Raw genomic sequence first — 14,113 nt, forward strand, 5'->3', positions numbered from 1 at the left:
GTGTGTAGCCGGTGACATCTGCAATCAGCAAATAACCTGTGTGCGTTGTTGTCATCGGCTCCCCCTGATCGAGAAAAAGATACAGTGCGCTCATTTTAGTTGGAATTTTTACTCAAACAACAACCATGCCCGCATTGGACTCAACGCGGTCATCTGAGTCTTTCAGACAGATGACAGCTTAGGAACGGATAGCGGTCATTGTTGGTGGTCATTCCGAGAAATTTCGCCTGAAGGTCTGCATTTACCAGCACCAGACATTCGTTGAAATCTTCTGAACGGCAGAATTGCGGACGGAGCTGCCGTTTGGTGTTGGTGACCTCATGTCCGCTTTCGCGGTATCTCAGGTGACTTTGATCCTGCGCGGCTGTCAGATTTGACATTGGTCAATGCAGCCCAGCTCTTTGCTATAGTTAAAAATTAACGACTTTTCCGACGCGGGATACAAAACGAGAAATGCCAGAAAACATGCATCTTAGTCTTCATAAAGCATTAGGGTATTTGATTGGTGGACTCTGGACAGGTTGGGGCGGACGTACGCGAATAGAAGCCAAGCAACTCCGCAACCTGCGGCGCCTCGTGGATAAGGCGCGTGGTGACTCACCTCTGTTTCGCCGACTATACGCAGAGCTGCCACCAACTGCCGAGATCGAACTTCACGACTTACCGGTGACCCATAAGCCCGAACTCATGGCGGAGTTCGACGACTGGCTGACAATCCGCTCTCTTCCACTTGACAAGGCCCGCGAACATCTGCGGGACCTGCGCAAGGTTGGTGTGCCTATCGACGATGTCGCCGTTTTTCAGAGCTCCGGGACTTCGGGCGAACCTGCCGTCATCGTCTTGTCTGAATCATTCGTGGAATATGCCTATGGCATCATGCTCGCACGCTTCGAACGATATCATCGGAAGCTCGTGCGAGACGTCCGAAAACTTGGCGACAGGGTGACGATTACAGGAGGGAACGGCCATTTTGCCGGAAACGGTTTCAACAAACTAGTGCAACGTTTGAACCCCCGGCTTGCCAAGGGCTTTGGTGTCACCTTTGTCGAGGCTGAACAGCCAATTGGTCAGCTTGTCAAAAGACTGAATGCGATTGGGAACATCGCTTGGATCGTGACGTACCCCAGCATGCTGGCCATTCTAGTCCAGGAAAAAGTGGCCAGGCGGCTGCGGATCGAACCGGCGTTCATTACCACAGGAGGCGAGACACTCACCGACGATCTCCGCGAACGAGTCGGGCGAGCCTTTCCGTCGCTGAAATACGGCATTGCCGATCCCTATGGGTGCACCGAGTGCTTGGCGCTTTCGTTCGAGTGTAGCCACGGGAGGAAACACGTGAATGAAGATTGGGTTATCCTCGAAGCGGTCGACGAAGCAATGCAACCCGTTCCCGACGGAACGTTGTCTGCGACCGCTCTGCTGACCGTGCTCGCTAACGACGTTCAGCCCTTCATCCGCTATGATTTGGGTGACTGTATTCGGTTTGACCAGGATGCTTGCCCCTGTGGATCGCCGTTTCGTAGCTTGCAGGTCGAGGGACGCCAAGCGACGTTGGTTCGCGTAGGCGAGGTGACCCTGTCGCCACTGATTTTCGATTTTGAGCACGACCAAGCTCAGCGCATCCAGTTGATCCAGACTGGCGAATTCGATTTCGAGCTGCGCGTGCAACTGGCAACGGGTGCGGCGGAGGGGCTTGTTCTTGAGGAAGTCATCGGGTCGGTGAAGAAAGTATTCCGCGACAACGGCCTAGATGACGTCACAGTTCGAGCAAGTAAAGGATCTCCCGAATTCACCGCAAGCGGCAAATTCCACGAAGTTGTGCCTTTGCGAAACTCTAGGTCACCTTCATGAGATAAACCGGCAGTCGCCAGTAAATCTCTGAGAAAGTGTGTTCTTGGCTTTCCTCTTCCAACTACGCGGGGTTCTTCCCTTCGTCAAAGCCGACATTCGCCGCGACGCAAAAGACAAGTAAATTGGGCTCGGAGCGGTCGTTCGCTACGCAGCGCATCAATGGCCGTTGTGCGAACCGAGCAATCCTTCAAGCGCCGAACTCGAACGGCTGTTTTGTGGCCAAGGAACAAACGCATTTCACCTAGAGGTAGTGCTGTTCAGGAACACTCTTGGTTGTGTAGTCAGACATCCTTGTGCCTTTCCATTCTCATTTCTGGAAGTGTTTGAAGACCCTTGGGTCAACGCTGGCGGCGGCGAGCAACCCACCCCAGAGTGCCCCTGGGATACCGGGACTTGCGACATCCTGTCCTGCCAGAAAAAGACCTTGGATAGGCGTTTTCGCCCGCAACCCATCGCACATGACCCGCTCGGGCGTCACGTCCAGACCGTAAAACGACCCTTTGCGGTGCCCAGTGAAGCTGACGGTCGACAGCGGCGTTGCTAGTTCTTGGTAAACGATCATTTTAGCCAAATCGGGAAACTGGGCTTTGAAATGCGCCACCAAAGTGTCTTCAGCGCGCTTCTTGAAGGCTTCATAATCATCGCCTCGCGCACCGGCTGGACGGTCTGCCCATTCCTCAACAGTGGACCAATCCGCCCAGAAGATGGCTTGGCCCACGTGCGTCTGGCGTGGTCCCGGATCATGCGCGGTGTTCTTGAGCGAGCCAAAGGACACAGCCATGTGGGGCGGCGGCCCGTCAGGCGCATCCGTCCAGACAACATCGGTTTCCCCTGTTGGGTAAAACCAGTGGTTTGCCCGCGTGGCACCGGCAGCCTCTATGTCTCCTTCGAAGCCAAAGAAGAGATTGAAATGAGCAATGCTGGAAGGCAACGCGCGAATTTCTTCGATCCAGTCTTCATGGCCGCAGTTCTCGGGCAAGAGGCTGTCGATGGTCTCACGCGCGCCGATATCCGAAATTACGACCTTTGCGCGAAACTCCGTGCCGTCATCTGTCCGCACCCCGACCACAGTGTCGCCGTCAAAAAGCAACTCTGTGACGGTGACACCTCCGCGTGCTTCGCCGCCGCGCTTGGTGATGGTTGGAAGAATGTGTTCGGCGTAAGCCTTGGCCCCACCCACGGGATACCATGCCCCGCTGGGCAGGTATGCACCTGCAATCAGGGCATGCATGGCAAAGCTCGCTTTGCTGGGGCGTCCGCCGTGGTCTCCCCATTGGGCTGACATGACGGCCGCTAGCTCCTTGTTGTCGGTCAGGTCATCGATGACCTCTTGCGTCGTACGAGCAATCCACTTCGAGATTGTCGCCCTGTTCCACCAATCGAGCATATCTCCTGCGAGCCCCGGCATCGCACGGGTCGGAAAAATCTTGTACATCGCATCGTGGCCGGCTCTCATGGCGTGGGTCCACGCCTCAATGGCATCGGTTGCGTCGGGGTAACGGTCCTTGAGATCCATTTCCTGGGCTTCATAGGGACGCGAGAGGGACAAAGGTTCGGCCGACCCGATGTGCATTGTATCGTAGATCGACCCCAATGGGGCAAATTCGATGGGGGTGTCGGACAGCCAGTCAAGAAGAGCCCGGGCACGATCACCGGGTGACATTTCACTCAGGTAATGAACGCCCACATCCCATGTGAATCCATTTCGGGAAAAGCTATGTGTGAGCCCGCCGAGCGTCCAGTGCTTCTCCAGCATCAAGACCTTGTGACCGACCTGGCTTAGGGCCGCGGCTGCTGCCATGCCCCCCATTCCCGAGCCTATGACGATGGCGTCCCAAACAGTGTTCTCAATCTCCGACATGTCGTACCTCCGTTGGTTGACCCGGAACGATGTCCCAGACCTCTTGAATGCGCCCTGCGACAACGCGCCAGACAACAACGACGTCCACTGTGATGATCTGAGCTTCGAGGGTCAGCGTGTTGCGAGACTGGACGACGACCAGTTCAGGCCCCACGGGCGTGGCCGAAACGGGCTCTAACTGGCAAGTCCCTTGGGATTTCTCTGCGAACTTGGCAAAAAAGGTGCTTATGCCTGCCGGTCCCACGTAGTCGCCGTTCAAGTCCGGGAGATTGGGGTTGGAGTAGTGCCAGAGGGCAACCTCGGCGAAGAGATGCGCAGAGGCCGCCATGTTGGTAGTATCAAGCTGCTGTAAAACAGCCAATGCTGGGTGATCTGCAGTCATGACACTGAACCGTCCGGTTCGCGTGCGGAACCTGTCGCGTGGTCAATGAACTTTGACGCGCCAAAATCATGCGAGGGAACGATCGCAAGATTGGGCAGGCGCTCTTGCAGCTTCCGAACCTTGGCAAAGGACGCAAGCAGCGTTGGGCCGTCGCCAACACCAGGGACCACGTTCTTCGCCATCAAGGCCGCGTCGTAGGTGAGGTCAGCAACAAGCAGGATCGGATCCCAACCCTCCTGCCGGATCAACATCGACATCGAGCCCCTTGTATGACCGGGCGTCGGGATCAAAATCATGGAGCCGTCACCGGCAACGTCATGGATGCCTTCGAAGCCCTCAAAGAGCGGGTCGTCCGTGGGCACAAACGAAATCTGCTGCCACTTTGCGGACGGGATTTCGATATGCTCGCGCAGGATCCAATCCTGCTCTGGGTGTGGCTCCGACAGGATCGACCATTCCTCCGCGCTCACCAGCAAGTCAGCCTGCGGGATGTGACGAATTCCGCCGACGTGGTCAAAATGCAGATGCGAGATGACCGCGGTCTTAATCTCCTCGGGCGCGACGTCGGATTTATGGAGGACGCGATCGATCCGGTCCTCCGCAGTAAGGTGCAGCCGAAAGATGCGCGGCAGCAAGAAGCGCCCTATAGCCTGTTTGATGTAGCCCTGGTCAAGTTGGACAGCAGGGTCGATGCCCGTGTCGAAAAGGACCAGCCCATCACGATGGGTAATCAGAAAAGCCTGTAACGGAAGGTCGACCCAACGCCGTCCAAAGAACACCCACCAGAGTTTGGGGAGGGGACTACCGTTCCGGTGCTCCCAATGCTGTTCAGCGCGCCCGCAATCAAGAACCTGCACAGATCGAATGAGTGGGTCAGCGTTTTGATACGCACGTTCTTTATCCGCTTGTGTGGTTTCCATAGCTTGCTCCCTTCATTGGATCGCTCGGACACATCTCGATGTGTTCGCAAGCTAAATGAGTGTGGAGATCTGATATCAGGGACGACTTTGGCACATTTAGGGATTGGCAGAATTGATCTCTCTCAAAACTCACGCAAATCCATTACGTCATTGCCACGCTTGGCTAACGAGCATTCTGTCACCTCGTGGTCGGCTTCGCGATGCCGGGATCGTCAAATCTGTGTTTTTCCGAAGAGAGAGACTAAGAAGCCAACATTGGTGCGATACGCAACAAAAAGCCGATATGGGCTCGATGCAGTCATCTGAGTCTTTCTGTCAGATGACCGCTTGTGGTCGGCAAGCGGACACGGAAGCCATTACCCAATGATCTAATAAATTCGGGCTTTCTCCCTAAATGGACTGGACTTCCTGGCGGTTCAGAGCGGTACTGTCTGTGTCGCATTCGCCCGGGATCACCGGGCTCCACTCAGTACGGGGCGAGGGATGGACCTTTGCCCCAAGAGTGGAGAAACACGATGACTACACCAAATGCGGTAGCGCAAAGTTCGGCCAGAACCACAAAGTTTGGCAAAAAGCTGACCCGTCATAGGCAGCTTCATAGAATGCTCACGCGGAAATCCGGCGTCACAATCGCGCAGCTTCAAAAGACCTTCGGCTGGCAACCGCATACGGCTCGAGCCGCAATATCCGCGCAACGCAAAGCGGGATGTGTGGTCGACAGACTGGAAACCGACAAGGGATCGGTTTACCGAATTGTCGAAGTGCAGGGCAACCAATGAAAGCGGGGCATAACGAAGAGGTATCGATCCTGATATCAGAGGTCGAAGCCTTGGATCGCGCTTCGTGTCTCCAGTGCTGGCGAGAGACCTTCGGACGCTCGCCACCAAAGTATCTGTCACCACAGTTCATGAAGCGGGTGCTGATCTGGGATATGCAAAACAAAGCGCTGGGCAGTGTGTCAGCGAAAACCACCCGACGCCTGAAGCAGATTGCGGCTGGGAAAACGTCGCCCACGACCGCCAGGCCTGGGTCTCATCTGGTCCGGGAATGGAACGGACGGACCTATCAGGTTGAAGTCGTTGAGGGTGGGTACGTGATGGATGGCAAAACCTGGCGGTCCTTGTCAGCCATTGCAAAGCACATTACCGGTGCCCATTGGTCAGGCCCGCGCTTCTTTGGGGTACAGTGACGCGCCGGATCCGCTGCGCCATCTATACCCGCAAGAGTTCTGAAGAGGGGTTAGAGCAAGACTTTAACTCTCTGGATGCACAACGAGAGGCCTGCGAAGCCTACATCGCTAGCCAGAAGCATCAAGGATGGGAGCTTTTGCCCGACCGTTATGACGACGGCGGAATCTCCGGCGGACATTTGGATCGACCTGCATTGCAGCGGTTGATGCAAGCTGTGGATGACAAGCGCGTCGATCAAATCGTGGTCTACAAGATCGACCGGTTGACCCGCTCACTGGCGGACTTCGCAAAACTTGTGGAACGGTTGGATGAGGCAGAAGCGTCGTTTGTGTCGGTCACGCAAAGCTTCAACACAGCCACCAGCATGGGGCGGCTCACATTGAATGTGCTGCTCAGCTTTGCACAGTTTGAACGCGAAGTGACAGCAGAGCGCATCCGCGACAAGATTGCAGCCTCCAAGCGCAAGGGGCTTTGGATGGGCGGCAACGTGCCGCTCGGCTATGATGCAGATGGCCGGACGCTGAAGATCAATGAGGAGGAGACGCCGACAGTGAAAGCTCTCTATGACCTCTATCTCGAACATGGCCTTATCCGTGTCGTTAAAGAACGCGCTGACGCTATAGGTCTGAGATCGCGGCAACGCATGCGTGGGGCAGGGCGGGTGGCCGGAGGTATCCTTTTTGATCGTGGGCACATCCATCATATACTGAGCAATCCCATTTACGCCGGTCGCATCCGCCATAAGGGACAGGTCTTTGACGGACAGCACCCGGCGATCATCGCGCCTGACGTTTGGGATCAGGTTCAGCAGATGCTGCAAGCTGGGGCCGCAAAGTCTCGCGGCGCAAATCAAAAGGCCAAAACGTCACTGCTGGCTGGCAAGCTCTTCGATGAAACCGGTGACCGACTAACACCCAGTCACAGCAGGAAGAACGGAAAGCGATTGCGCTATTACATCTCCTACAGGCTGGTAAAAGACCGCAGTCGGAAGCACCCGGATGCCTGGCGGTTGCCTGCGGAACAATTGGAGGCGTTGATCGCTGATGTCATCAGAAAAAACCTGAGCCGTCCGGATTCTGTTACAGCCCTCATGCCGGACGCATCGGCGGCGGAGATCCCTGGCATCTCCACCAGAGTGCAGTCAGCCAAGAGTACGAAACAGTGCCTTGCTCTTGTCTCGCGTGTTGATCTCAAGCCGGGCCAGCTCACTGTTGTTCTCTGCCAAAGTAAAGTGGCCGAGCAGATTGAATGTGACAAAGGTCGGCTAGATGCACCGGCACTGCAATTAGGAGCCCCGTTCCGTATGCGCCGGCGCGGAGTCGAACTGAAGTTGCATCTGGGAGAGGCGCCCACAGAGGTCGATCGCACTCTGGTCCAAAACATCGTGAAAGCGCAGCGATGGATGAAGATGATCCTCAATGGCAAGACCTTCGCCGAAATTGCAGAGGCAGAAAGTACGTCAAAGCGTCGCGTTCAAGACTTGGTTGATCTGGCGATGCTTGCGCCAGACATCCTCGACGTCATCGCATCGGGTGAACAGCCGGATGGCCTCACGTCTGATTATCTCATCAAATCAGGTATCCCGGCTCCCTGGTCTGAGCAACGCGAACAGTTCGCGACGCTCTGAGCGCAGCCTCTCCACAATCTACCAAACTCGTACCGCCGAAGTGGCAAACAGAGACTGTCGGCCGAAATCGGCCCTTATTGCTCAGCATCCGGCGTCTCTGACAGAAATTGCCCATGCCAACATGCTGAAAGCACGCGACAATATCGACGAACTCTCTCATTGGCTGAAGATTAGGGAGTGGTTGGCTGGGGTGGTAGGATTCGAACCTACGATACACGGTACCAAAAACCGCTGCCTTACCACTTGGCTACACCCCAACGGTGAGCGGCTATCTACGACTGATGTTTATCAGGTTCAAGAGGTTTTCAGTAAAAATCGATACCGCTGAAGAAATATTTTCAAGCCCTCAACCTTTCATCAGATACGGGCAAAGTATCAGTCTTCAAATTTCCACGCAAAGGATCGAGCGAGCCGTATGGTAGGCGTTTACTGACGGCAACTATTGCGTATGTCGAAACTTAAGACCTGCGGCTTGATGATAACGAATAAATCACGGGATACGGATTGGAAAGGAACGCGGTTTCTAAGAAATGCCCACTATTCCCTAACTTCGGATTGTTCCACACCCCAAAGGTTGGCTTTGAGTGTCCAGCCCCGATATCCTCCGGCGGAGATGCGGCACCAATCAATCGTGCAAGAGCCTAGCCTTGCCACCACTCCTGACTCGAAATGCGCGTTGACCTGTGAATTAGGGTCTGGCGTGGCGTAAATCGGCAGCAAGTCCGGTTCGATCAATACGGTTCGCACTCCTGAAAGCAGCGCATAATGCACCCAGCCCCCAGCGCCGTCACGATCCTGAACCTTACGCCAGTTGCCATACTCCGCTGTTATCTGCAGTGGCATCCCGCGACGTTTGAATACCCAGTCGATTCGATGTGTCAGTGATGGACCGCGGCGCACGTTGCCCTCGGCTGCTTTCATCGAGACGTAGCGCGGCAGTGGTAAATTGGTTACTTGGCCGCGCCTGTCCTGTGCGTTGGCGGCAGATACGCTCAACGCGACAATCAATATACAAATAACCGCCGGAACGAGGCGTTTAATCGAAAAATTAGCAATCACTGCCTGCCTGCTCTTAAGCCTGTTTGTGGTGCTTCGAAAAAAGGTCGCATCTAAGGACATGGGGTTCTTGTGCCCCGTGTGATCCTGCGCCACGATGCCATGGCGCGCAACTGATTGCAAAGCGGTAGGAGATCCGAGGTGCCAAGAGAACGTCTGAGTGTTGTTGTAACGCGACGGTTGCCTGAGGCAGTTGAAACAAGATTAAGTGAGCTGTTCGATGTTCAGTTGCGGGACACTGATGCGCCAATGACGCGTGAAGAACTTATTGCTGCTGTCAAAGAAGCAGATGTGCTTGTTCCGACAATTACTGACACGATCGACGCAGGTATTCTGGGGCAGGCTGGAGAAAAGTTGCGCCTGATCGCCAATTACGGCGCGGGTGTTGATAATATCGACGTATCGACTGCCCGTCAGCGGGGCATTCTTGTGTCCAACACGCCGGGTGTTTTGACCGACGACACCGCGGATATGACCATGGCTTTGATCCTCGCCGTCACCCGTCGGATCCCCGAGGGACAGAGCGTAATGCAAAAGGGTGATTGGGCAGGCTGGGCGCCAACTGCTTTGTTGGGCGGTCGGGTTGGCGGTCGCCGCTTGGGAATTCTGGGGATGGGCAGAATCGGTCAGGCCGTCGCAAAACGGGCCAGCGCGTTTGGTATGCAGGTGCATTATCACAACCGTCGAAGGCTTCGGGCTGAAATCGAAGAAGCGCTGGAGGCAACGTATTGGGATAGCCTTGATCAAATGGTGGCGCGGATGGATGTTATTTCGATCCATTGTCCTTCAACTCCGTCAACATTCCATTTGATGAACGCAAGGCGCCTGAAGCTGATGAAGCCTTCAGCGGTGATCGTGAACACTTCACGCGGGGAGGTTATCGACGAAAACGCTCTTACCCGCATGATACGCGCAAATGAGATCGCTGGTGCTGGCTTGGATGTCTATGAACATGGCACCGATGTGAACCCGCGACTCCGACAGCTGCCAAACGTGGTTCTTTTGCCTCACATGGGATCGGCTACGCTGGAAGGCCGGATCGAGATGGGCGAAAAGGTGATCATCAATATCAAGACTTTCGAGGATGGCCACCGCCCGCCGGATCAGGTCGTTCCCGCAATGCTGTAACGCCGACTTGTAATCTGGGGAGGAACAGGATGGTGCACGCCCGAGCGCTTCCGCGCAACGAAACCGGTATAGAAACTGTCATTGGCATACTTAAACAGCGTTTCGCAGATCGGCTTCAAACCGGCGCAGCAATCCGCGAACAGCACGGTCACACCACAACCTGGATCGACAACCAAAGCCCGGATGCTGTGGTTTACCCGCATTCGACAGAGGAAGTTTCGGAAATTGTCAAAACTTGCGCTGCGCATAAGGTACCGGTTATCGCGTTTGGAACGGGAACTTCGCTGGAAGGTCACGTGAATGCTCCGGCAGGTGGAATATCGGTAGACTTGGGCCAGATGGACAAGGTTTTGTCGGTTAATGCAGGTGATCTCGACTGTGTTGTGCAGCCGGGCGTCACCCGAGAAGACTTGAATATGCAGTTGCGGGACCAGGGATTGTTCTTTCCAATTGATCCGGGCGCCAATGCGTCGTTGGGCGGAATGGCTGCGACCCGGGCGTCAGGTACCAACGCGGTACGCTATGGCACGATGAAGGATAATGTCCTTAGCATTGAAGCAGTTATGCCAAACGGACAGATCATTCGGACGGGCCAACGCGCGAAAAAGTCGTCGGCGGGATATGATCTGACTCGTCTCTTGATTGGAGCCGAGGGTACGCTGGGCATTATCACCGAACTCACACTTCGATTGCAGGGTATTCCTGAGGCCATAACTTCAGCCAGGTGTTCCTTTCCATCGGTTGATGCGGCCTGTCAGGCGGTGATAATGACTATTCAATATGGAATCCCGGTTGCGCGGATCGAGCTTCTTGATGACATGTCAGTACGCGCGGCAAATGCCTATTCCGGGTTGACCTTGCCTGAAACGCCACTGCTTCTGCTGGAATTCCACGGATCTGACAGCGGAGCAGCAGAGCAAGCCGAAACCTTTGGCCAAATAGCCGAAGAATTCGGTGGAACCGATTTTGCAGCAACATCGACTACCGAAGAACGCAACAAGCTCTGGCAAGCCCGACATGATATGTATTGGGCAAGCCTGCAGTTACGGCCTGGCGCAAGGGGGATATCTACGGATGTCTGCGTGCCGATATCTCGTCTGGCTGAATGCGTGACTGAAACTCAGCGCAAGGCAGCGCAGCTTGGCTTGATGGCGCCAATAGTAGGACATGTTGGCGATGGAAACTTCCATACGCTGGTTTTGCTCGACATGGAAAACGACAACGAAGTTACAAAAGCCGAAGAGTTTGTCGGGTGGTTAAATGATCTCGCAATATCGATGGACGGTACTTGTACCGGAGAGCATGGGATAGGGCAGGGAAAGAAACCCTATCTTGTCAAAGAACTTGGCCCGGCAATAGACTTCATGTCAGCGATCAAAACCGCGTTGGACCCAGACAACATTATGAATCCCGGTAAGATCATTTGAGGTCGCCGGAACAAGCTGAGCGTTGGCACTGCTATGCGAACGATTCCCAGAAAGTCGGTTTTGTGCGCAATAGCGTCGGATGGACTTGGCGGTTCGGCGTTCTGTTCGGCATAAACCTTGCCAAACAGATTTAATCCGGAGAGCGGGCTAATGAAAACCCAAGTCAAAGCACTGGTCGTTGGCGGTGGCGCCATCGGAACCTCGATCGCCTATCATCTGGCCAAGGCCGGTTGGGATGACGTTATGCTGATTGAGCGTGACGAGTTGACCTCGGGCTCTACCTGGCACGCCGCCGGTCTGTTGCCGCTTTTTAACATGTCATACGCGACAACTCATATTCACAAGTATTCAGTCGATTTTTACAAAACGCTCGAAGAAGAAACCGGCCTGAATGCTGGCTTTGCCGTTGTGGGAAATCTTCGTATGGCCCAGACGGATGAGCGCATGGACGAATACATGCTCTATGCCTCGACTGCTGAGACCTGCGGTGTTCCTTATGAATGGCTGACCCCCGACGAAATCAAGGCGCGTTGGCCGTTAATCCGTACCGAGGATCTCAAGGGCGCTTTGTATCACAACACGGATGGGTACATTAACCCGGCCGATGTTACGCAGGCCATGGCCAAGGGCGCACGCCAGCGTGGTGTCGAGATTGTGCGAAAGATGCAGGCAGATGCTTTCCACTGGACCGGCGCCCATTGGGAAGTCACTTGCACTAAGATGATCGAACAAGGCGGAAATCTTGTACCCGGTGACGAGCAAGTGGTAATAACTGCCGAACATGTCGTAACTGCGTCGGGTAACCATGCCCAACGTACTGCAAGGATGCTGGGTATCAAAATCCCGGCAATCCCTGTTGAACACCAGTTCATCGTAATGGACAAAGACCCTGCTTTGGTGGATTACCGTGCCAGTGGTGGGGCAGAGCATCCTGTTGTTCGCGACGCAGATGCTCAATCCTATGTGCGCGAAGAACGCGGTGGATGGATTTTGGGTGTTTACGAAAAGAATGCGCCCGCTTGCTTTGAATATGGCGTGCCGGACAGCTTCCGCGCTGACCTGTTCCCGCTTGATCTGGAGAGGATCGAAAGCCAGTACATGGCCATGATCCATCGTATTCCATCTTGCGAAGAAAGCGGTCTGAAAGACGATTTCAACGGTCCAATTTGCTACACCCCGGACGGCAACCCACTGGTTGGTCCTGCGCCGGGTCTGCGAAACATGTGGTTGGCTGAAGGATTCAGCTTTGGCATTACTGCTGCGGGCGGCACCGGTTACTATCTGGCGCAGATGATGGTCGACGGTGAGGCCGAGATCGACATGGCCTCGTTGGATCCCAAGCGTTATTCCAGCAATTGGATGACTACCGAATTCGCAGCCCGCAAGAACGAAGAATGCTACGACCACGTCTACATCTTGCACCACCCTGACGAAGAACGCCCGGCTTGCCGCCCACTGCGGACGGCACCTGCCTATGACCGACAGAAAGCGCGCGGTGCACAGTTCGGCTGGGTCAACGGATGGGAACGCCCCAACTACTTTGGCCCACTAAACGCACCGTCAAATTTCGACGAAGAAAGCCGTTCCTTTCGCCGCGGTGGTTGGTGGCAGTACGCAGTTGAAGAAGCCAAAGCGATACGTAATGGCGTTGGGCTGATCGACGCGACTGCTTTCACGAAGCATGTCGTGAAAGGCCCCGGAGCGACCCAATTCCTGGACTGGTTCACCTGCAACAAGTTGCCCAAGGTCGGTCGCATAAACTTGACCTACGCGCTGACAGCACATGGCACCACGCGTACCGAATACACGATCGTCCGTAACGGCGAGAACAACTACTACATTGTCTCCGCTGGTGCATGGACCGAGTACGATGCAGACTTTTTACGCAAGGCGGCCGAAGACAAGATGGACGAATTCGGCTACATCGAAATCCAGGATGTGACAAGCCAATGGGGTGTCTTTGCAATCGCCGGACCCAAGTCACGCGACGTTTTGAAAGAAGTTATCAAAGACGCCGATCCGGAAACTGCGTTGTCCAACAAGCGCTTCCCGTGGCTGTCGGCGCGTCAGATCGAACTGGGCATGTGTCCGGTCAACGCGATCCGCGTGGCCTATACAGGCGAATTGGGCTGGGAACTGCACCACCCGATCGAGATGCAGAACTACCTGTTTGATCTGCTGGAGCAAGCTGGTGAGAAGCATGGAATGAAACTTGTCGGTGCCCGCGCGCAAAACTGGTTGCGCCAGGAAAAATCCTATCGCGCTTTCGGTACCGAATTAGGCAGGGACGCGACGCCTTTGGAGGCTGATCTGCCACGCTTTGTTGACCTGTCCAAAGACTTTCACGGTAAGGTCAAATTGGAAGAAACAGGCGTACGCGTAAAATGTTGCACGCTGCTGATCGACGGCCCAGACGATGCAGACCCGTGGGGCCGCGAGGCGCTTTATACCCCAGAAGGCGAGCGCGTTGGCCGCCTTACATCAGGCGGTTATTCGGTGGCCTTCGAAAAATCAATCGGGATGGGCTATGTGTCGCCCGAACTCGCGGTCGAAGGAACAAAGCTAAAGGTCAAAATGCAGGACAAGCTATGGGACGCGATTGTTACCTGCGACAGCCCCTATGACCCAAAGAACGAAGTTATCCGCAAAGATGGCTAAGTGGGCGATAAAA

At 55.0% G+C, this 14,113-nt stretch carries 12 protein-coding genes and 1 tRNA gene; 7 read left to right on the forward strand and 6 right to left on the reverse strand.

From position 1 onward, the window contains the following. Window positions 1-149 precede the first annotated feature (149 nt). The gene (locus tag AC2FNV_RS16795) at window positions 150-380 is read right to left on the reverse strand and encodes a hypothetical protein (protein ID WP_496773932.1); all 231 of its coding nucleotides are present in this window, start codon (window positions 378-380) and stop codon (window positions 150-152) included. A gap of 73 nt (window positions 381-453) precedes the next feature. Here AC2FNV_RS16795 and AC2FNV_RS16800 point away from each other — a divergent pair, with 73 nt between their 5' ends. Beyond that, window positions 454-1,851 carry a phenylacetate--CoA ligase family protein gene (locus tag AC2FNV_RS16800; RefSeq protein WP_254444582.1) on the forward strand — a complete coding sequence of 466 codons (1,398 nt, stop codon included), beginning with the start codon at window positions 454-456 and terminating at the stop codon, window positions 1,849-1,851. 307 nt (window positions 1,852-2,158) lie between these two features. Here the strand turns inward: AC2FNV_RS16800 and AC2FNV_RS16805 are convergent, their stop codons facing one another. The 3 genes from AC2FNV_RS16805 to AC2FNV_RS16815 are packed head-to-tail and all read right to left on the reverse strand — an operon-like array spanning window position 2,159 to window position 5,014. Then, a complete protein-coding gene (locus AC2FNV_RS16805) occupies window positions 2,159-3,712 on the reverse strand; it encodes a phytoene desaturase family protein (RefSeq protein WP_496773934.1) in 1,554 nt (517 codons plus the stop codon). Beyond that, window positions 3,699-4,094 (reverse strand): nuclear transport factor 2 family protein, encoded by a 396-nt coding sequence (locus AC2FNV_RS16810; protein WP_496773936.1) that lies wholly within the window; start codon window positions 4,092-4,094, stop codon window positions 3,699-3,701. The genes AC2FNV_RS16805 and AC2FNV_RS16810 overlap by 14 nt, the downstream gene beginning before the upstream one ends. After that, window positions 4,091-5,014 carry an N-acyl homoserine lactonase family protein gene (locus AC2FNV_RS16815; RefSeq protein WP_496773938.1) on the reverse strand — a complete coding sequence of 308 codons (924 nt, stop codon included), beginning with the start codon at window positions 5,012-5,014 and terminating at the stop codon, window positions 4,091-4,093. The genes AC2FNV_RS16810 and AC2FNV_RS16815 overlap by 4 nt, the downstream gene beginning before the upstream one ends. Window positions 5,015-5,529: 515 nt before the next feature. On the opposite strand from AC2FNV_RS16815, the gene AC2FNV_RS16820 reads away from it, so the two are divergent. Genes AC2FNV_RS16820 through AC2FNV_RS16830 form a run of 3 tightly spaced genes read left to right on the forward strand, consistent with a single transcriptional unit; the run spans window position 5,530 to window position 7,831 of the window. Continuing rightward, window positions 5,530-5,793: a DUF3489 domain-containing protein gene (locus tag AC2FNV_RS16820; protein ID WP_496773940.1), complete on the forward strand. Its 264-nt coding sequence runs from the start codon at window positions 5,530-5,532 to the stop codon at window positions 5,791-5,793. Continuing rightward, entirely contained in the window at window positions 5,790-6,203 is a 414-nt protein-coding gene (locus tag AC2FNV_RS16825; protein ID WP_496773942.1) for a DUF2924 domain-containing protein, read from the forward strand. Before AC2FNV_RS16820 ends, AC2FNV_RS16825 begins: the two co-directional genes overlap by 4 nt. Further along, window positions 6,200-7,831, forward strand: coding sequence for a recombinase family protein (locus tag AC2FNV_RS16830; protein ID WP_496773944.1), 1,632 nt, complete (start codon window positions 6,200-6,202; stop codon window positions 7,829-7,831). Before AC2FNV_RS16825 ends, AC2FNV_RS16830 begins: the two co-directional genes overlap by 4 nt. Window positions 7,832-8,013: 182 nt before the next feature. Here AC2FNV_RS16830 and AC2FNV_RS16835 read toward each other — a convergent pair. Then, window positions 8,014-8,088 (reverse strand) — tRNA-Gln (locus tag AC2FNV_RS16835). 280 nt (window positions 8,089-8,368) lie between these two features. Next, the gene (locus AC2FNV_RS16840; protein WP_437436525.1) at window positions 8,369-8,887 is read right to left on the reverse strand and encodes an SH3 domain-containing protein; all 519 of its coding nucleotides are present in this window, start codon (window positions 8,885-8,887) and stop codon (window positions 8,369-8,371) included. Window positions 8,888-9,028: 141 nt separating this feature from the next. On the opposite strand from AC2FNV_RS16840, the gene AC2FNV_RS16845 reads away from it, so the two are divergent. The 3 genes from AC2FNV_RS16845 to AC2FNV_RS16855 all read left to right on the forward strand — a co-directional run bounded on the left by AC2FNV_RS16845 (window position 9,029) and on the right by AC2FNV_RS16855 (window position 14,100). Beyond that, the gene (locus tag AC2FNV_RS16845) at window positions 9,029-10,015 is read left to right on the forward strand and encodes a 2-hydroxyacid dehydrogenase (RefSeq protein WP_170478260.1); all 987 of its coding nucleotides are present in this window, start codon (window positions 9,029-9,031) and stop codon (window positions 10,013-10,015) included. A 29-nt stretch (window positions 10,016-10,044) separates the two neighbouring features. Continuing rightward, complete coding sequence (locus tag AC2FNV_RS16850) at window positions 10,045-11,442, forward strand: FAD-binding oxidoreductase (RefSeq protein ID WP_170607344.1); 1,398 nt, start codon at window positions 10,045-10,047, stop codon at window positions 11,440-11,442. Between the two features lie 150 nt (window positions 11,443-11,592). After that, a complete protein-coding gene (locus tag AC2FNV_RS16855; protein ID WP_170607342.1) occupies window positions 11,593-14,100 on the forward strand; it encodes a GcvT family protein in 2,508 nt (835 codons plus the stop codon). The last annotated feature ends 13 nt before the right edge of the window (window positions 14,101-14,113 follow it).

The organism is Ruegeria sp. BHSA163 (assembly GCF_059613365.1).